At 45.0% G+C, this 20,651-nt stretch carries 12 protein-coding genes, 4 tRNA genes and 1 pseudogene; 4 read left to right on the top strand and 13 right to left on the bottom strand.

Annotated elements, in window-relative coordinates:
• Window positions 1-10: 10 nt before the first annotated feature.
• From oadA to FNC98_RS04500, 10 genes are all read right to left on the bottom strand, one after another.
• Window positions 11-1,792 carry a sodium-extruding oxaloacetate decarboxylase subunit alpha gene (gene oadA / locus FNC98_RS04545; protein WP_143580143.1) on the bottom strand — a complete coding sequence of 594 codons (1,782 nt, stop codon included), beginning with the start codon at window positions 1,790-1,792 and terminating at the stop codon, window positions 11-13.
• 9 nt (window positions 1,793-1,801) lie between these two features.
• Window positions 1,802-2,068, bottom strand: coding sequence for an OadG family protein (locus FNC98_RS04540; RefSeq protein WP_143580142.1), 267 nt, complete (start codon window positions 2,066-2,068; stop codon window positions 1,802-1,804).
• Between the two features lie 282 nt (window positions 2,069-2,350).
• Window positions 2,351-2,427 (bottom strand) — tRNA-Arg (locus FNC98_RS04535).
• A gap of 118 nt (window positions 2,428-2,545) precedes the next feature.
• A tRNA-Arg gene (locus tag FNC98_RS04530) sits at window positions 2,546-2,622 on the bottom strand.
• Between the two features lie 100 nt (window positions 2,623-2,722).
• Window positions 2,723-2,799 (bottom strand) — tRNA-Arg (locus FNC98_RS04525).
• A 33-nt stretch (window positions 2,800-2,832) separates the two neighbouring features.
• A tRNA-Ser gene (locus FNC98_RS04520) sits at window positions 2,833-2,924 on the bottom strand.
• A gap of 136 nt (window positions 2,925-3,060) precedes the next feature.
• Window positions 3,061-3,255, bottom strand: a complete 195-nt coding sequence (csrA, locus tag FNC98_RS04515; RefSeq protein ID WP_136736177.1) for a carbon storage regulator CsrA — start codon at window positions 3,253-3,255, stop codon at window positions 3,061-3,063.
• A gap of 128 nt (window positions 3,256-3,383) precedes the next feature.
• On the bottom strand, window positions 3,384-4,604 hold the full coding sequence (locus FNC98_RS04510) for an aspartate kinase (protein ID WP_143580141.1): 1,221 nt from the start codon (window positions 4,602-4,604) through the stop codon (window positions 3,384-3,386).
• A gap of 9 nt (window positions 4,605-4,613) precedes the next feature.
• On the bottom strand, window positions 4,614-7,235 hold the full coding sequence (gene alaS, locus FNC98_RS04505; RefSeq protein WP_143580140.1) for an alanine--tRNA ligase: 2,622 nt from the start codon (window positions 7,233-7,235) through the stop codon (window positions 4,614-4,616).
• A 2-nt stretch (window positions 7,236-7,237) separates the two neighbouring features.
• On the bottom strand, window positions 7,238-7,711 hold the full coding sequence (locus tag FNC98_RS04500) for a regulatory protein RecX (RefSeq protein WP_185968059.1): 474 nt from the start codon (window positions 7,709-7,711) through the stop codon (window positions 7,238-7,240).
• 239 nt (window positions 7,712-7,950) lie between these two features.
• Between FNC98_RS04500 and FNC98_RS04495 the strand changes: the two genes are divergently transcribed.
• Window positions 7,951-11,250, top strand: coding sequence for a S41 family peptidase (locus FNC98_RS04495; protein ID WP_143580138.1), 3,300 nt, complete (start codon window positions 7,951-7,953; stop codon window positions 11,248-11,250).
• 241 nt (window positions 11,251-11,491) lie between these two features.
• On the opposite strand, the gene metH is transcribed toward FNC98_RS04495, so the two are convergent.
• Together metH and metA are read right to left on the bottom strand one after the other, a co-directional pair.
• The gene (gene metH / locus FNC98_RS04490; RefSeq protein WP_143580137.1) at window positions 11,492-15,169 is read right to left on the bottom strand and encodes a methionine synthase; all 3,678 of its coding nucleotides are present in this window, start codon (window positions 15,167-15,169) and stop codon (window positions 11,492-11,494) included.
• A complete protein-coding gene (metA, locus tag FNC98_RS04485) occupies window positions 15,169-16,113 on the bottom strand; it encodes a homoserine O-succinyltransferase (RefSeq protein ID WP_143580136.1) in 945 nt (314 codons plus the stop codon). The genes metH and metA overlap by 1 nt, the downstream gene beginning before the upstream one ends.
• A gap of 188 nt (window positions 16,114-16,301) precedes the next feature.
• Between metA and FNC98_RS04480 the strand changes: the two genes are divergently transcribed.
• Window positions 16,302-18,236: an alpha/beta hydrolase family protein gene (locus tag FNC98_RS04480; RefSeq protein WP_143580135.1), complete on the top strand. Its 1,935-nt coding sequence runs from the start codon at window positions 16,302-16,304 to the stop codon at window positions 18,234-18,236.
• Window positions 18,237-18,565: 329 nt separating this feature from the next.
• Here FNC98_RS04480 and recA read toward each other — a convergent pair.
• A pseudogene (gene recA, locus FNC98_RS04475) lies at window positions 18,566-19,408 on the bottom strand (recombinase RecA); the annotation flags it as partial.
• Between the two features lie 193 nt (window positions 19,409-19,601).
• Between recA and FNC98_RS04470 the strand changes: the two are divergent.
• Both FNC98_RS04470 and FNC98_RS04465 read left to right on the top strand, forming a co-directional pair.
• Entirely contained in the window at window positions 19,602-20,165 is a 564-nt protein-coding gene (locus tag FNC98_RS04470) for a recombinase family protein (RefSeq protein WP_185968058.1), read from the top strand.
• A gap of 3 nt (window positions 20,166-20,168) precedes the next feature.
• On the top strand, window positions 20,169-20,624 hold the full coding sequence (locus FNC98_RS04465) for a VPA1267 family protein (protein ID WP_185968057.1): 456 nt from the start codon (window positions 20,169-20,171) through the stop codon (window positions 20,622-20,624).
• Window positions 20,625-20,651: the final 27 nt, after the last annotated feature.

Here is a 20,651-nt window from a genome sequence, read left to right as displayed (position 1 = left end):
AATAACTACCCTATCCCAGATTCAACAACGGATCGCCAACGGCGACAGAATCACCTTCCTTGACCAGAATTCCTGAAACGGTACCTGGAGAAACGGCGCGAATTTCAGTTTCCATCTTCATCGCTTCCATGATCATCACCACGTCACCCGATTCTACAGATTGCCCTTCACTGACCAATACTTTAAAGATATTACCGGCTAACGGCGCATTTAAGGTATCTGAACAATCCACTGATGCTGATTGCTTGATGGCATCATCACCCGCAGGCGCAATATTCTCAATCGTACCACCTGCAGCAACGACAACATCATAAACCTTGCCATCAACGCGAACCGAGTAACTTTCCGGACCAGCAGCAGTCGAGCTGGCAGCGACAGGAACTGCGGCAGGTTTGACATCATCTTTGCTCGGCGCAGGTTCAAATGCATCTGGATTATTACGATTTTCAAGGAACTTCAAACCAATTTGTGGGAATAACGCATAGGTTAATACGTCGTCAATTTTTTCGTCGGCCAGCTCAATACCTTTTTCAGCCGCTAAACCTTCTAACTCTTCTGACAGTTTATCCATTTCCGGCGTTAATAAATCCGCAGGACGACAGGTCACCGCATCTTCACCTGCTAGCACTCGTTCTTGCAATTCAGCATTCACGGCATCTGGTGTTGCACCGTATTCACCTTTTAAGACACCCGCGGTTTCTTTGGTAATCGACTTATAACGCTCACCGGTTAATACATTAAGCACCGATTGCGTTCCGACGATTTGCGAGGTCGGTGTCACTAATGGGATATAACCTAAATCCTTGCGAACTTTCGGGATCTCAGTCAATACTTCATCAAGCTTATCGGCAGCGCCCTGCTCTTTAAGCTGGTTTTCCATGTTGGTTAACATGCCACCAGGAACCTGAGCAAGTAAGATACGCGCATCAACGCCTTTCAGGCTGCCTTCAAATTTGGCGTATTTTTCGCGAACGTCTCTAAAGTATGCGGCCACTTCGGCAAGCTTAACCATATCAAGGCCTGTATCGCGCTCACGGCCTTCAACGATAGATACAATAGATTCTGTTGGCGAATGACCATAGGTCATACTCATGGAAGAAATTGAGGTATCAATAACATCAACACCGGCATCAATCGCTTTCATGTGAGTGGCAACACTCAAACCTGTCGTTGCATGACAGTGTAAAGAGATTGGCAATGATACCGATTCTTTAATGCCAGTAATTAACGCTTCGGCATCGTAAGGATTCAGCAAGCCAGACATATCTTTGATACACAAAGAATGGGCGCCCATATCTTCTAGCTTACGGGCCATGGTCAACCAACCCTCTAAGGTATGTACCGGGCTTTCGGTGTAAGACAGTGTGCCTTGCGCATGGGCGCCGACTTTAACCGCAGCTTTGATTGCCGTTTCCAGGTTACGGGTATCGTTCATCGCATCGAAGATACGAAATACATCAATACCGTTAACATGAGCACGCTCAACAAATTTTTCTACCACATCGTCGGCATAGTGGCGATAGCCTAAAATATTCTGACCGCGGAACAACATTTGTTGTTTGGTTTTTGGCATTGCCGCTTTTAGCGCACGAATACGATGCCAGGGATCTTCGCCTAAATAACGAATGCATGAATCGAATGTTGCTCCTCCCCAGGATTCAATCGACCAAAATCCTACTTCATCAAGTTTTGGTGCAATCGGCAACATATCTTCCAAACGCATCCGGGTAGCCAACAATGATTGGTGGCCATCCCTTAGCACGAGTTCCGTAATACCTAGTGGATTAGTCATGCAATGCTCCTATTTATTTGTTCTATTTTTTCTATATTGGCTGATGGCCGACGTAATCGCGGCAACCACAGTGGCTGGTACTTCACCGTCACGGGTGGTGTTTGTTGGTACATGTCTTGGTAATTTTTGCGCGACTTTGGCGTCAGGAAAGTTCGTCGCAACTTTTGCCAAAAGGTTGATGGCAATAATAAGCAAACTTAAAAAGGCAAAGACAAACACCATCCCAACTACCATCAATGTGCCGGCTTCAATAAACGTTTCAGCGATATTTTCCATACTGCATACCCGTGCTTAAAAGAAATAGAATAATCACTCCAATTTTTTTAATCAATGAACAATTGTCAATTATATGTAAAAAAAGTGAATAAAAAATAACGATATGTTGGAAAAACGTTCACTAACCGTAAGAAAAACATACGATTTTCATGGGTGAATGAATTTGAATTAAATATGTGAATTATTTTCAGCGACGTAGAAAAGCTTGATCTAAAGGATAGTAGAATTTTGATCTGGGTATAAAAAAAGGCAGAGTTAAAACTCTGCCTTTTAACAAAGAAGTGGCGGACACGGCAGGAGTCGAACCTGCGACCGCCTGGTTCGTAGCCAGGTACTCTATCCAGCTGAGCTACGTGTCCGCAAAAAACTAGCGCTATAAATATAGCTATCTATCGATTAAAAGCGAGTTCTGGATTGTCTGCTTTTAATCTTGGAAGTAAAAAGGCAGAGTATAAACTCTGCCTTTTCTGGAATAAGTGGCGGACACGGCAGGAGTCGAACCTGCGACCGCCTGGTTCGTAGCCAGGTACTCTATCCAGCTGAGCTACGTGTCCGCAATCAAGTGTCACAGTACTTGAGACTGCCCATTTATCTACACGTTAGGATTCGTGCCAACAGAACTGTTGGACTCTATTATTTTACCACTTAGAGAAGTGGCGGACACGGCAGGAGTCGAACCTGCGACCGCCTGGTTCGTAGCCAGGTACTCTATCCAGCTGAGCTACGTGTCCGCAATCGAATCGCCATCTAATCAAACGATTAAATGGCGGTGAGGGAGGGATTCGAACCCTCGATAGGGTATAAAGCCTATACTCCCTTAGCAGGGGAGCGCCTTCAGCCTCTCGGCCACCTCACCGATGGCGTGCATATTAATAGATTCGAAAAATAAGTCAAACGATTTTTTCGGATTTATTTCCGTTTGCTGAATAATCAAACAACCTGATGAATTTTCATGCCAAACAGCACTGAGGGGCTAGGCCTGACTGCCTTTTTTACTGATTACCGACGTTGTCTTCATCCCCTTTTTCAGCTTGTATTCGCATATAAATTTCTTCGCGATGAACTGAAACTTCTTTCGGGGCATTTACGCCGATACGAACCTGGTTACCTTTTACTCCCAAAACTGTGACAGTGACGTCGTCGCCAACCATCAGAGTCTCTCCAACCCGTCTTGTTAAAATAAGCATCCTTCATGCTCTCCTTTAAATTAGAAATCACGCTAATGTTATCAGACTACTGATTTATAAAAAATAAATTAACCGAAAATTTACTTAACGCTTTACCAAAATTTAGCAAACAATATGGAAAATAGTTATTAAATATCTAATTTAATCAAAAACTTTTTATGAAGTGCCTGAACTGCGCGTGATAAATCATTCTCAACGACCAATACCGAAATCTTAATTTCTGATGTACTGACCAAAAACACTTTGTTCCCGGCTTCCGCGAGTGTTGCAAAAATCTGTGCGGTTATCCCGGTATGACAGCGCATGCCGTTACCAATTACCGAGACTTTGGCTAACTGTTGGTTGCCTTCGATATTCATTAGACCCAGTTCCGCCTCTAAAGTTTGCAGAACCTGCTGAGTCTTTACAAAGTCTTTACGATGTACGGTAAAATTAAGATTAGTTTCACCCGGGCTGGCGAAAGACTGAACTATCATATCCACTTCGATATCGTGTTCAGCCAATTCGGAGAAAATTCTCGCATTTAACGCCACTAGATCGCCCCTGCTTTGCAATGAAAACATGGCTTCGTCTTTATGGGCAGTAACAGCGCTAACCGGGTGAGTGGCAGCCGCTTCCTGTTGAAAATCAATCATAGTGCCCTCCCCGGGCATAAAACTGGATAATACACGAAGGGGTACTTTAAACTTTCCGGCGTATTGTACTGATCGGGTTTGCAATACTTTCGCACCGGCACTGGCCATTTCCAGCATTTCTTCAAAGGTAATGGCGCTTATTTTCCGTGCGCTTGGATCAATTCTAGGATCCGTCGTATAAACCCCGTCAACGTCGGTGTAAATTTGACATTCTTTGGCTTGTAAGGCTGCGGCAATGGCAACCGCAGAGGTATCCGAACCGCCGCGCCCAAGCGTTGTAATGTTGTTTTCATAATCAACCCCCTGGAAGCCGGCGATGATAACGATGTGGCCTTGTTCCAGTTCCGATTTAAGACGCTTGTTATCTACATCAATAATACGGGCGTTATTAAAGCGATTATTGGTGCGAATACCGATTTGATGGCCAAGAAAAGAAACCGCCGAAAAACCCTGCTTGATTAACGACATGGCTAATAAAGATATGGATACCTGTTCGCCACTGGCAAGCAACATATCCAGTTCCCGGCCGCTGGCTGCACTATCAATAGAGCGGGCTAAATCCATTAAACGATTGGTTTCGCCAGACATGGCGGAGAGAACAACAACGACCTGATGCCCTTGTTGACGGGTTGCAATGACCTGAGATGCCACAGCTTCGATACGTTCAGGGGAACCGACTGAGGTTCCCCCGAATTTTTGCACTATGATGGCCATCGATGAAGGTTAAAGCTTAGCTTCTAACCAGGCCTGAACGGAAGCTAATGCAGTATCCAGATTTTCAGGTTGGCTACCGCCAGCCTGAGCCATATCAGGACGACCACCGCCTTTACCACCAACTTGTTGAGCAACCATATTAACCAGTTCACCGGCTTTCACCTGTGCGGTTAAATCTTTGGTTACACCGGCAATTAGGTTGACCTTAGGACCATTAGCAAGGCCAAGCATAACGATGCCGCTACCTAGCTTGTTTTTCAGGTCATCGACCATATCACGCAAGGCTTTCGGATCGCTGCCCTCAACGTTGGCAATCAAGGCTTTCACGCCATTAATGTCAATCGCATTGCTCACTAAGTCAGAGCCGGCTTGTGCCGCCATCTTCTGCTTAAGCTGGGTAATTTCTTTTTCCAGCTGCTTGGCTTTTTGGATCATTTGCTCCACTTTACCAAGGGCATTGCTGCTATCACTTTTCACTAATGCAGAAATAGCATCAAGGGTGTCAGCCTGAGCGTCAACAAACGCCAGCGCTGCTTCACCCGTTACCGCTTCGATACGACGGACACCAGCAGCGATACCCGCTTCAGAGGTGATCTTAAACAAACCAATTTCACCGGTTTGGTCAACGTGAACGCCACCACAAAGCTCAGTAGAAAAATCCCCAAGGGTTACGACGCGAACTTCATCATCATATTTTTCGCCAAAGAGCGCCATCGCGCCTTTAGCTTTCGCTTCATCAATCTGCATGAGAGCTGTTTCACGGGCACTGTTGTTGCGAATTTGCTGGTTCACCAGCTGTTCAATAGTGCGCAGCTCCTCGGCAGTTACACCTTCAAAGTGAGAAAAGTCGAAACGCAGTTTTTCATTGTCGACCAATGAACCTTTCTGGGTTACATGCTCCCCCAACACCTGACGCAAAGCGGCATGTAATAGGTGGGTAGCAGTATGATTTTTAATGATTGCAGAACGACGTTCGGTATCAATGCTGGCTTTAACGCGAGCATTAAGCTGAATATCGCCACGGGCAATACCATGGTGAGCAAAAGCATTACCTAACTTAACCGTATCGGTTACTTCAAATTCGGCATTCGGGGTACTAATTACACCGGTATCACCAACCTGACCACCGGATTCCGCATAGAAAGGTGTATTATCGAGAACCACCACACCTTTTTGGCCGGCACTTAATGTCGATACCTGACCTTCTTCGTTGAATAGCTCAACCACTGTCGCTGAGTAATCACTATTGGTGTAGCCCCTAAAGTTAGTGTGCTGCTCAGACTTTAACTGCTCATTATAATCGGTACCGAACTGGCTCGCCTGCTGCGCACGCTCGCGCTGTGCCTGCATGTGCTGTTCAAAACCAGATTCATCAATGGTCAATTCACGCTCACGGGCGATATCGGCGGTTAAATCGGCCGGGAAGCCATATGTGTCATACAGCTTGAATACATCGGCGCCAGCAATCTGCTTGCTGTCCAAGCCGGAAATAATATCCTCAAGCAACGCCATACCACGGTCTAGGGTGCGGCCAAACTGCTCTTCTTCAATACGTAGGATTTTCTCCAGAACCGCTTGTTGTTTAACAAGCTCTGGGTAAGCTTCACCCATTTGCTCGGCCAACGCAGCCACTAGCTTGTGGAAGAAATGAGATTTCGCTTCGAGTTTGTGACCATGGCGGATTGCACGGCGAATAATACGGCGCAGTACATAGCCACGACCTTCATTTGACGGCATTACCCCGTCGGCAATCATAAAGCTACAGGAGCGAATGTGATCTGCAATAACTTTTAACGAGTTATGAGACAGGTCTTTTACGTCAAGTAAATCTGCAGCCGCTTTAATCAAGCCCTGGAAGATATCAATTTCATAGTTGGAATGAACGCCCTGCATGATTGCCGCAATACGCTCAAGGCCCATACCGGTATCAACGGAAGGCTTAGGCAGTTTATCCATGGTACCGTCGGCCTGACGGTTGAACTGCATAAATACCAGGTTCCAGATCTCGATGAAGCGATCGCCGTCTTCTTCCGGGCTACCTGGAGGACCACCCCAGATGTGCTCGCCGTGATCATAAAAAATTTCAGTACAAGGACCACATGGGCCAGTATCACCCATCGACCAGAAGTTATCGGATTCAAACTTCTTGCCGCCTGGTTTGTCACCGATGCGAACAATTTTGTCTGCCGGCACGCCAATTTCTTCATTCCAGATAGCAAAGGCTTCATCATCAGTTTCATAAACCGTGACCATCAACTTCTCAACGGGCAGCTGCAATGTTTCGGTTAAGAATGACCAGGCAAAGCGAATCGCATCCTGTTTAAAGTAATCACCGAAGCTGAAGTTACCCAGCATTTCAAAAAATGTGTGGTGACGAGCCGTATAACCGACGTTTTCTAAATCATTGTGCTTACCGCCAGCACGAACACAGCGCTGCGACGATGTGGCGCGGGTGTAACTGCGTTGCTCCTGACCCAGGAATGCTTCTTTAAACTGCACCATGCCCGCATTGGTAAATAACAAGGTGGCGTCATTTCCAGGAACCAGCGAACTACTGGCAACTATCTGGTGTTGCTCTTTTGCAAAATGGTCTAAAAATGCCTGTCTAATCTGGGCACTGGATTTAATCATTGTCATTGTCCAACTTCGTCTATTGTCATTGCGGCGGATATTTGTTCAAAATCGAAACCCCGGGATTGTAAAAATCGCACGCGTTTAGCTTTGTCTTTCTGGTCAGCGATGCAGGTTTCACCATAACGTTTTTGATAAACCATTTTCGCCAGTTCAAACCAATCTGTCGGTTCGCTAACCATAGCCTCATGTATTGTAATTGAGGCGAGTCCTTTATGTTTCAACTCATTATTGATATAGGAACGACCATAGCCTTTTACAATACGCTGGCGAATCAAGCTTTGCGCGTAACGCAGGTCACTTTGGATATCCTGCTCAACCAGTTTTTCCAACACCAACTCAATGTCGTCGCTGGAAAACTCTCTGGCTTTTAACTTTTGCCGTAATTCCTGCAAGGAATGTTCTCGCCGAGCTAAAAAGTTATAGGCAGCTTTCTTCACTTCCTTGTTTATGGTTTGCGCTGGTTCGTCCGACACGGGCTTCCTGAATCGATTTATGAAAACTGGCCTATTTTACCTACATAAAAATAAAAATACAGGTGGCAGGCGACGTTTTTACCAGCAACAAACAAATCGGAAACAAAAATGTAAAAAAGCATGAATAGTTCACATATGATAAGTCATCCAAGCTACAATCGATTGCGTATCAAACAATTGCATTCAAATCCTAAGCAACACTAGGGTTTGGCCATAACAAAAACAATAAAGAGATAATGATGAAAATAAAAAAATCCATTGCTCTGTGCCTGTTAGCACTAACCTCCGGCGCCAGTGTCGCTGCCGCAGCGGATCAAAAACTGGGTTATTTCAGCTCCCCTAGCCTGCACAACGATGCCATCGTATTTACTGCCGAAGGCGACCTTTGGCAATCAAACATTAACGAGGGTGTAGCGAAACGCTTAACCACCCACGAAAGTCCGGAACTGATGGCAAGCATCTCTCCAGATGGCAAATATATCGCCTATACCGCTAACTACGCCGGCACCTATGAAGCCTATCTAATGCCAATCAATGGTGGTACACCTACACGTTTAACCTATGAAAATGCAAGGGTGCGCGTGCAGGGCTGGACTCAGGATGGTGAAGTTATTTACGCCACAGATTCAGGTTTTGGTCCGGCGAATTACTGGACCTTAAAAACCGTTAATCCCGAAACATTAAACGTTACCAAGCTGCCATTGTCCGATGCCATTGAAGCGGCAGTAAGTGACAATGGTAAGTATGTCTTTTTCACTCGCTTTGGATTGCAGGTAACTGGCGACAACTCGCGGGTATATCGCGGTGGTGCTCAGGGTCAAATCTGGCGCTGGCGACTGGACTCGTCCAAAGAAGCCGAGCCGTTAACTGAAGATCATCAGGCCTCGGTTCGTGAACCTATGGTCTACAAAGATAAAGTTATCTTCATCTCCGATAAGAGTGGCAGTGCCAATCTTTGGTCGATGAACTTCGACGGTAGCAATAAAAAGCAATTAACCTTCCACAAAGACTGGGAAATTCGTCTTGCCTCAAATCATGCCAATAAAGTGGTTTATCAACTCGGCGCCGATATTCATCAATTCGATTTAAACAGCAATCAGGATTCGGTCTTAGATTTGACCTTAACGTCGGATTTTGCTGAACGTCAGGAGCGCTGGTTAAACAAGCCAATGACGTATTTTAACCATGCAGCAATTGCCGGTAATGGTAAGCAAGTGGTGATCACCGCCCGTGGCAAGCTTGCGGTTGGGGGCTTGAACAAAACTCGCCTGGTTGAGATAGAAACCCCGGCACAAAGCCGCACTCGCGCCGCAGTGTTATCGGTCAAAGGCAAATACGTTTATGCCATTAATGATGCCAGCGGCGAGCAGGAGATCTGGCGCTTTAACGCCGATGGTAGCGGAAAAGGCGAGCAATTAACCAAAGATGGTAAGTCTTTCCGCTGGAACCTATACCCATCTCCAGATGGTAAGTATCTTGCCCATGATGACCGTGACGGCAATCTTTGGCTACTTGATTTAAAAACCCTGAAAAACAAAAAAATTGCCGATCAAGGCGTTGGCTTTTCTGGATTCGATTCCGTTGTCTGGTCGGCTGATAGTCAGTTGCTCGCAATTGCCGGATCGCACAGCGATCGCGAACGCAGCAGCATTCGCTTATATTCTCTGGAGCTCGACAAAGAACAATTTATTGGCAGTGATAAATATGAAGATTTCGCTCCGGCGTTTTCCGCTGATGGTAACTGGATTTACTTTATCTCACAGCGTCATTTCTCTTCCAACCCTCGCTCGCCATGGGGAGATCGAAATATGGGGCCGGCATTTGATAAGCGCTCTTTAGTCTTCGCTTATCCGCTTACCAAAGATGCTAAGTTTGCGTTCGCCAAACCTAATGAGTTAGATAATGAGCTGGATAATGATTTAAGTAAAGAAGATAAAGAGGCCGAGGAAGAAGATGCCAAAGACCAGAAATCATCATTAAACTGGCAGGGAATTACCGATACCCTGTATCAGGTTCCGCTCAAAAATGGTAATTACTCATCGCTAGGCGCAGCAAAATCTGGCCTGTATTTGCTAGAAAGAAATGATCGAAAGCAAGACATCAAGTTTATTAAATTCGATAAACTAGAGGCCAAAGCCGATACCTTCGTAAAAGACGTGGTTGGATTTCAATTAGCTAGTAATGGCGAACAAATACTACTAGCAAAGAAAGCCGGTCAGCAAGTCGATGTATATATCACAGACGCGTTGCCGAAAGCGCCAGCAGATCTTAGCAAAGCGAAAGTGAACAGCAGTGACTGGCAAGTCTCGTTTTCTCCGGTAGATGAATGGCAGCAGCTATTTCAGGATGCCTGGTTAATGCATCGCGAGTTTTTATTCGACCAAAATATGCGCGGTCTGGACTGGCCGGCAACCAAAGAAAAGTATCAGCCTTTGGTAGATAGAATTACCGCACGCAGCGAGCTCAATGATATTTTTGCGCAAATGATGGGTGAGCTTAATGCCCTGCACTCTCAGGTTCGTGGCGGCGATATGCCAGTCGATAAAGAGGCGGCAAAAGGCAGCACCCTGGGTGGCCGATTTGTCGAAGTCAGAAGTGGCATTGAAATAGAAACTATCTATCAAACCGACCCGGAACTGCCTTCTGTAGCTTCACCTTTAGCAAAAGCTGAGGTTGATGCGAAGGTAGGCGATATCATCACCCATATCAACAACAAGCCGGTGGGCACGCTAGTTGGTATGCACAAAGCATTGCGCAACAAAGCAGGTAAGCAGGTACTTCTCACCATCAAACGTGGCAAAAAGTCACACCAGACAGTTATTGTTCCTGGTGATGTTCGCAAAGACGCGTCACTTAGATACCTCGATTGGGTAAATCATAACCAGCAAACGGTTACCAAAGCGGATAACAACATTGGCTATTTGCATATGAATGCGATGACCAGCAATGATATCAATAACTTTGCCCGTGAGTTTTATGCAAACTACGACAAAGATGCTTTGATTATCGATGTGCGTCGCAACCGTGGCGGGAATATTGATAGCTGGTTAATTGAAAAGCTATTGCGTCAGGCGTGGATGTTCTGGCAAGAGCGAGACAACAAGCCGGGCACCAATATGCAGCAAACCTTCCGAGGACATCTAGTGGTGCTGACTGACCAGCTTACCTACTCCGACGGAGAGACCTTCTCTGCCGCAATTAAATCATTGGGCCTTGCACCACTTATTGGCAAGCAAACCTCTGGGGCTGGTGTATGGCTTACCGGCCGTAACCGCCTTAGCGACAATGGTATGGCACGAGTAGCCGAGCTTCCGCAATATTCATTAGATGGTGAATGGGTGGTAGAAGGTACTGGTGTATCTCCGGATATCGAAGTGGATAACCTACCTTACGCGACGTTTATGGGTAAAGATGCGCAGTTAGAAGCGGGCATCGAATATCTGCAGAATAAGATGAAGCAGGAGCCGATGAAAAAGCTTCAGGCTAAGCCAATGCCACAAACCGGACCTGCGGCTGACATCACCAGAATCGAAAACTAGTTCGCGAGCAGCAGATTTCGGAGTTAATCCTAAACAACAAAAAAGGGCATCAATTGATGCCCTTTTCTATTATCTAACTCTGAAATATAAAGTGAGGCCCCGTTTAGAACAATTGCCTAGCTTACAGGCTAAATCTGCGGCTGAAGATAAAGTCATCTTCCACCTTCCTCTTCCACCACAAATGGTTTTCAGAATGAATGTTGCTCAACAGCCATGCATTTCTGAAATACCAATTAGGTAATTAATAATCGAGGTTCGGTGCCAGCCATTTCTCAGCTTCGTCAAGGTTCATGCCTTTACGTTCGGCGTAATCGCTTGCCTGGGTTTTATCGACTTTCGCTACCGCAAAATATTTACTATCCGGGTGTGCGAAATACCAGCCACTAACCGCAGCGCCTGGCCACATTGCATAGCTTGATGTTAGCTCCATGCCAATGTTTTCTTCGACGTTAAGCAATGACCAAAGCTTGCCTTTCTCTGTGTGCTCTGGGCAGGCTGGGTAACCCGGTGCGGGACGAATTCCCTGATACTGTTCACGAATCAAAGCTTCATTATCAAAGCTTTCATCTGCAGCGTAACCCCAGAACTCGGTGCGAACCTGCTCGTGCAGATATTCAGCACTGGCTTCAGCTAAGCGATCGGCCACCGCCTTCAATAAAATGCTGTTATAGGTATCATGCTCGTCATCATAAGCTTTAACCAGTTCGTCAGCACCAAAACCGGCAGAGACCGCAAACGCACCAACATAATCGTTGATCTCCTGATCCTTATCCGCCAGGTAATCACTTAAGCAACGGTTGTATTGCCCGGCTTTCTTCTCAGTTTGCTGACGCAGCTGACAAAGGGTCATTAACGAATCCTGCTTCTCTTCATCAGCGAATACCTCAATATCATCACCGTTGCGATGCGCCGGAAACAGACCAATAACAGCTTTCGCCTGAATTCGTTGATTGGCAATAATGTCATCAATCATCGCATTGGCATCATCAAACAACTTCTGAGCTTCTTCACCAATCAGCGGATGTTCGAGAATTTTCGGGTACTTACCAGACAGCTGCCAGGTTAAGAAAAACGGCGTCCAGTCGATATAGTTGCGAATAACGGTTAAATCCAGATTATCAACAACCGTCACGCCAAGTTTATTGGGTGTTTTTGGTGTGTATTGGTCAAAAGACAAAGGAAAACGGTTAGCTCTGGCAGCTTCAAGGCTTACCAGATTAGAACGAGGTCCTTTCTTGTTATGGCGTTCGCGAATGGTTTCGTATTCGCGGCTCATTCTTTCTAATAGCGGCGTTTTTAACTCTTTTGATAATAACGAACCAACCACGGAAACACTGCGAGATGCATTTGGCACATACACCACACCATGATCATAGTTTTGTTCAATTTTAACAGCGGTATGGGCTTTCGATGTAGTCGCACCACCAATAAGTAGTGGGATATCGAATTCCTGGCGCTGCATTTCAGAGGCTACATGAACCATTTCATCAAGGCTTGGGGTGATCAGCCCCGATAATCCTATGACATCAACATTTTCCTGTCTGGCCACCTGCAGAATCTGCTCACATGGCACCATTACCCCAAGGTCGATAACCTCAAAGTTATTACATTGCAGCACCACCCCAACAATGTTTTTACCGATATCATGAACATCACCCTTCACCGTTGCCAATAGCACCTTACCGTTCGAGCTGGCTTCGGTTTTTTCCAACTCAATAAAAGGTTGTAAGTGCGCAACCGCCTGTTTCATCACCCGCGCCGATTTTACTACCTGCGGCAGGAACATCTGGCCTTCACCGAAAAGATCACCAACCACGTTCATACCATCCATTAATGGACCTTCGATCACATCTAACGGTCTGGATGTATTGACTCTGGCTTCTTCGGTATCTGCAACGATAAATTCGTTGATACCTTTTACCAAAGCATGCTCAAGACGTTTATTTACCGGCAGTTCTCGCCAGGCTAAATCGGCTTTGTTATTGCCGCCAGATTTTTGACCACGATATTGTTCGGCAATGTCGAGTAGGCGCTCGGTCGCACCGTCATCCTTGTTTTGAACCACATCTTCGACGGCCTCTAATAAGTCCGTAGGAATGTCCTGGTAAATTGCCAGCTGGCCGGCATTAACAATCCCCATGTCCATACCATTTTTAATCGCGTGGTATAAAAACACGGCATGAATCGCTTCCCGCACAGGATTGTTACCGCGGAACGAAAAGGAGACGTTAGACACACCACCAGATACCATGGCATGGGGTAAGGTCTTCTTAATATCTTCCGTTGCCTGAATGAAATCTACGGCATAGTTGTCATGCTCTTCGATGCCTGTTGCAATGGCGAAGATGTTCGGGTCAAAGATAATGTCTTCTGGGGGAAAACCAATCTCATCAACAAGAATATGATAGGCACGCTGACAGATTTCTACCTTACGGGCGCGCGTATCTGCCTGTCCCACCTCATCAAAGGCCATAACGATAACGGCAGCACCGTAACGTCTGACAATATTGGCCTGTTCACGAAATGCTTCTTCGCCTTCTTTTAACGATATTGAGTTAACAATACCTTTACCCTGAATGCACTTTAATCCCGCTTCGAGAATATCCCATTTCGATGAGTCCAGCATGATTGGTACTTTAGCAATATCCGGTTCGCCGGCAATCAAATTCAAGAACTGAATCATCGCCGCTTTTGAATCCAGCATGCCTTCATCCATATTGATATCGATGATTTGTGCACCATTTTCTACCTGTTGCAAAGCAACGGCGATGGCTTCGTCGTATTTCTCTTCAGTGATCAAACGTCTGAATATCGCCGAGCCGGTGACATTGGTTCGCTCACCAACGTTTACAAACAAACTGTCTTCATTGATGTTCAGCGCTTCAAGGCCTGATAAGCGACAGGCGACCGGCTTGTCTTCAATCTTACGCGGAGTAATTGCAGCTACGGTATCGGCGATACCTTTAATATGAGCAGGCGTGGTTCCGCAACAACCACCAACGATGTTTAGAAATCCTGATTCTGCCCATTCCTTAATATGGCCATTCATATCGTCAACGGTAAAATCGTACTCACCGAACGCATTAGGTAATCCGGCGTTTGGATGGGCACTAACGGCGCATTCACTGATGCGTGATAACTCCTCGACATATTGGCGAAGCTCTACCGGACCAAGGGCACAGTTCAAACCAAACGAAACTGGGTTTGAATGACGAAGTGAGTTATAAAATGCTTCCGTGGTTTGTCCGGATAGGGTTCGTCCGGACGCGTCGGTAATGGTTCCGGAAATCATAATCGGCAGGCATTTGCCTGAAGATTCGAAAACCTCTTCAATTGCAACAATTGCAGCTTTGGCATTCAGGGTATCGAATATGGTTTCCACCATAATCAAATCCGCACCACCCTCTATCAAAGCCGCGGTTGATTCAATGTAGGCATCTTTTAACTGGTCAAACTCGATGTTTCGAAACGCAGGATTATTTACATCGGGTGATATCGAACAAGTACGGTTAGTTGGCCCTAACACACCGGCTACAAATCGAGGTTTATCTGGTTGCTCGGCAGTCACCTCATCGGCAACTTTTCTCGCTATTTGCGCAGCAACTAAATTGATTTCCCGGCTAATCGATTGCATTTCATAATCGGCCATGGCAATCGTCGTGGCATTAAAGGTGTTGGTTTCAATAATATCAGCACCAGCCAACAAGTACTCGCGGTGGATATCCGCGATGATTTTAGGTTGCGTTAATACCAGAAGATCATTATTCCCCTTTAAGTCACACGGCCAGTCTTTGAATCGCTCACCACGAAAATCCTGCTCATTCAGCTTATGATCTTGGATCATGGTGCCCATAGCGCCATCTAATACCAGAATGCGTTCATTAAGTTGTTGTTGAAATGTTGTATTTGCGTCGGACATTACTGCTGACTTCCTGCATTAGCTTCGGGACTATCCTGTTCAAGGATATAAGGGGTAATTTGATAAACGTAATAATTTAACCAGTTACTGAACAACAGACTACCATGACTGCGCCAATTATTCGCTGGCTCTTGTTCAGGGTTATCTTCCGGAAAATAATCTACCGGTATCGACGGCGATAACTTAGCGTCGATATCTCGATAGTATTCGTCTTTCAACGTGGTGGCATCGTATTCAGGGTGGCCGGTAACAAATACCAGTTTTTTATCCTTGCTTGCTACCAGATAAGCGCCAGCATCCGGTGAATCGGCAAGAATGGTTAATTCATCGATACTCGCATATACCTCAGGCTTGACCTCACCAAATCGAGAATGCGGAACCTGAAAAGAATGATCAAAGCCTCGGGTTAATTCTTCATTATGTTTTCTTGTCAAGTGTTGATAAACCCCGGATAGTTTTTCTTTTCGCAACTCACGGTTGATGCCATAAAAGTGATAAAGGGCAGCATGAGCCGCCCAACAGGAAAACATGGTGGAGGTTACATTGGTGCGTGCCCAATCAAACATTTCAGAAATTTTATCCCAGTAAAGAACCTGCTCGTAATCAATTTGACCAAGCGGCGCTCCGGTAATAATTAAACCGTCATAATGCTTATGTTTGATGTCATCAAAAAGACGATAGAACTGATCGAGATGGGCTTTCGGCGTATTTTTCGACTCATTCAAATGCAGACGCACCAATTCAATATTTATCTGCAGCGGCGTGTTGGAGAGCATCCGCAGTATCTGAATTTCTGCTTCAATTTTATTCGGCATTAAATTCAAAATTGCCACCTGCATTGGACGAATATCCTGAGTATTTGCGCGATTTTGAGACATCACGAAGATATTCTCATTACCGAGAACTTCCAGGGCCGGTAACTGATCAGGAATTTTAATGGGCATGGGAATCTCCAGAGGCAAGCGAAGCGTCCATACTACTGAATCAATAAAGACATTTCAACATCTAAACGTATAGACGTCTAAAACATAATTTTTATTCGTTTTGTAAACAAATGTAAAAAAATATGTAAAACTGGAATCCTGTATTGAGTAATCACCCCCAGAAAAAACAACAATAGTAAGGCAACATCATGAAGTACATCTCTATATTCTTTTGTTTCCTGTTAAGCATATCTAGCGCATCGGCTCTGGAATTGTCGGACTTTACCCGACATATGCAAAATGAACAGGCAAAAATCTCTCCCGATGGTAAACATATAGCAATTCGGACATTACACGAAGGAAAGTACATTCTCGCTTTTGTTCGTACCGATGATAAAAAGCTGACATTTACCTTTAAAATGTCAGGTAAACAGCAAGTAGGGAATTATCGCTGGGTCAATAACGAACGCGTAGTTATCGATGTATTGTCGACTTACGGTGCACTTGGACAAACTTATGACACTGGTCGCTTGTTCGCCATCAACTATGATGGAAGTCGACCTAAGGCTATTTTTGGTACAAGTCAAGGTGTCAGTGAAGGTAAAATTACTCGTAAGAAAAAGGTTGGCAACGGTTGGGCCAGCGTTCTTTCTCTTTATGAGAAAAATGACAAAGAAATTATTATCAGCATTCAACCGTGGAAGCGACGTCACCTCGAACCAAGTCCAGCAGAAGTAATAAAGTTAAATGTATATAACGGTCATCAGAAGAAAATCATGCGTTCGCCTGGCCGCGGTAACAACATTTTACTCGACCATAATGATGAGGTTCGCTTTGCAACTGGTATCGAAGGGTATGGAGAAACCCGACTTTATTACCGTGAACCTAAAGGCGAATGGCAGGATTTTGACACAGGCATAAAAGCCGATGAAACCATCGTACAGGGTTTCAGTGCTGATAATAAAAACGTGTATTTCATCGCCTACAAAGATGGCGACACCGGAACACTTTATTCATTTAATCTGGAAACGAAAAAAGCTAGCAAAATATATAACAATGAGTTTGTTGTTCCAACTTATGTTTTAACCAATTATAAGAATGTTCCCTATGGGATTCGCATCGACGAAGACTATTCTAACTATCTAATATTCAATAAAAAGGTTGAACACGCAAAGCTGCATCAGGATCTATACAAGGCGTTTAAAGGTGACTCTGTAGATATTGCAAGCTCCACAAAGGATGGAGAAAATCTCATTGTCTTCGTACGTGGCGATCGTAATCCTGGAGCTTATTATCTATACAATACCGATAAAAATCAGGCTCGATTTCTATTTAATCGAGCCGACTGGTTGAAAAAAGAGGACCTTGCGGTTGTTGAACCGTTCAAGTTTAAAACCCGTGATGGCATAACATTAAACGGCTATCTGACTCTTCCGAACGGTAAGGAAGTGAAAGATTTACCATTAGTGGTAATGCCGCATGGTGGACCTCGCGCGCGAGATTACTGGAGCTATGATTTTAGAAGTCAGTACTTAGCAGCGAAAGGTTACGCGGTGTTAAAGGTTAACTTCAGAGGCTCTAATGGGTTCGGTGATAAGATCATGCACATGGGTGATAAGCATTGGGGTACCAAAGTTCAATACGACATTATTGATGCCACCAAATGGGCAATCAAGTCTGGTATCGCTGACGCCGATCGAGTTTGTATTTCTGGTGGCAGTTTTGGTGCTTATTCGGCTTTACAAAGCAGCGCAATAGAGCCGGACATGTTCAAATGTACAATTGGCTCATCAGGCGTTTATGATTTGAAAATGATGCATAGTAAAGGCGATATACCTGGTGGCCTCTATGGTCCAACGTACCTGAATGAAGCCGTGGGACAGAGCCCAGAAGTCCTCAAAAATCAATCACCGGTCAACTTAGTGTCGCAGTTAAAGGCGCCGGTATTACTGATTCATGGTAGCGCCGACGTGCGAACGCCAATTGAGCAGGCTGAAGCTTTGGAGGATAAGCTAAATGAGCATAATCATCCATACGAGAAGCTCTATATCGATAACGAATATCATGGCTTTATCGTCGAAGAAAACCGTTTAAAAGCGGCGGAAGCGATTGTAAACTTCCTTGATAAACACATCGGTAGCTAAGGCTCACCGAAATAATAAATGCGCTACGCTTCTCCTTGTGGGTGTGGCGCATTTTCTTCCCTCTCCCAGCAATAAGCTGGATATATTCCCCCCTACTCTTTCCCACCACGCGATTATCAATGCTGGTTTTACATCTTATAGCTTATAGCTGTTACACAGCACTGACTTAATTTTACGAGCCTGTAATTCATAGTCTTGTATTCCAATCTTATATCCATAAACGACTAGGCAAAGTTCATTTTTCAGTTAGATATATTTTTGAATAGTAAAAGCAAAAAGCCGCTCATTTGAGCGGCTTTTTATTATTTTGCAGAAGCTTTGGGGAGAAGTTATTCTTCGGCTTCAGCTTCTTGTTCTTCGCTAGCTTGGTTTACGGTAAGCAACATAGCACGTAGTTTGGTGTCGATGTCCTTCGCCATTGCCGGGTTTTCCGCCAGGTATTTACAAGCATTTGCTTTACCCTGGCCAATACGTTCGCCATTACAGCTGTACCAAGCACCTGCCTTTTCTACCAACTTGTGCTTAACACCTAAATCGATTAGCTCGCCTAGGTTGTTAACACCTTCACCGTAAAGAATTTGGAACTCAGCCTGCTTAAACGGAGGTGCAATTTTGTTCTTAACGACTTTCACGCGGGTTTCGTTACCGGTGATTTCATCACCTTCTTTAACCGCGCCAATACGGCGGATATCAAGACGAACAGATGCGTAGAACTTCAGTGCGTTACCACCAGTTGTGGTTTCAGGGTTACCAAACATAACACCAATCTTCATACGAATCTGGTTAATGAAAATAAGCATGGTGTTAGATTGCTTAAGGTTACCCGTTAATTTACGCATCGCCTGAGATAGCATACGTGCTTGCAGACCCATGTGGCTATCGCCCATGTCGCCTTCAATCTCGGCTTTTGGTGTAAGTGCAGCTACGGAGTCAACAACGATAACATCGACAGCGCCAGAGCGAGTCAGCATGTCACAAATTTCCAACGCCTGCTCACCGGTGTCTGGCTGGGAAACTAATAGGTCATTAATGTTAACACCAAGTTTTTCCGCATAGATTGGGTCAAGCGCGTGCTCAGCATCTACGAACGCACAAACCTTACCGTTGCGTTGTGCTTCAGCAATAACTTCCAATGTCAGGGTTGTTTTACCACTGGATTCCGGACCGTAAATTAATAACGGGGGTCTAAAAAGGGGGTGTTTTGGTCCATTCCGAAGTTGTTTTGTTTTTGATGCGAGTCATTTTCAAATTCCTATTTACTTAAAATTACGATACTACGGTGGAGTATGCAAACACTTGACAAATCTTTTTCGCTCGCTAGAATGTAGATAATTCTCGATTTTATTTACACTTTAAGGTTTGAAATTGTCAAAGATTGGCTTCGCAAGAGTTAGCTCAGAACAAAAGTACTTAACAGACCAGTTGTCTGTTCTCGAAACATATGATTGTGAGAGAGTCTTTTATGCTCAACCTAACTCGACAACACCTTCCAATGAAGACGCCGTCAGCGCTCTCCTTGAGTATCTGCGCAAAGATGACGTTGTTGTGATCACCAGTCTCGACAAGTTGGGTGTGTCTCTATCTTCTGTGTTGTCTTCAATGACAAGCATTCATAAGAAAAGGGCCTCACTCAAAGTTCTCGATAATTCTTTTGATAGCTCTACCAGCAAAATACCGCTCAGCACTTTTGTTGAGTTGTTATCTGTTTTCTCTGAACTTGAATTAACTCTCCTAAATAGGCGCACCGCAGAAGGTAGAGTCAAAGCAAGGGAGCAAGGTAAGCACATGGGGAGGCCGAAAACGATAAAAAAAGAGGTCATCAACAATGTTATGAAGCAACTGCGCCAAGGGGATATGACTGTATCCGAGATTGCGCGAGAAAATAATATTTCTAGACCTACTGTGTACGATATTAAGAAGAAAGGATAATAAGTGAACGGAAAGACAAATTATTACGAATTGTTCGTCGCCTGGGCTGCATCACTGTCTAACCAAGACTTTATCGATATCGCGAATAGCAATGGCGAATTAAATCGAACCGCAATAGCAAAAGCGCTTGGCTGCGGCAGGAGGGTGGTTAACGGTCAGAACGCCCGGATTACTGAAGCCTTAGGGGCATTAGAAGAAAGGTTGCGCAAGGAAGGTGTATTACCGCCACTTGCAGACGAAGACTCCGTAAAGCCGGGAAATGAGCCCAAAGAGTATGATCACACTGAACGTCGTCGCAACTTAGATAGTGCTCGTGCGTCGAAGCTAGAAGTCGAGAACACAGAGCTTAAAGCGCGAGTTAACGAACTAGAGCGCGAGTTGGAGAAAGCCCAAAGTGATCTACGTCGATTTAAAGAGCAACGGGAAGCCTTCGATGAATTGGGGGTTATATTGCGATGAATACGGCTTACTTTCGCATAACTTCGA

Source organism: Thalassotalea sp. PS06 (genome assembly GCF_007197775.1).
Classification (GTDB): domain Bacteria; phylum Pseudomonadota; class Gammaproteobacteria; order Enterobacterales; family Alteromonadaceae; genus Thalassotalea_A.
Note: the sequence above shows the minus strand (reverse complement) of the source record. Positions and strands in the feature narration are given on the sequence as shown.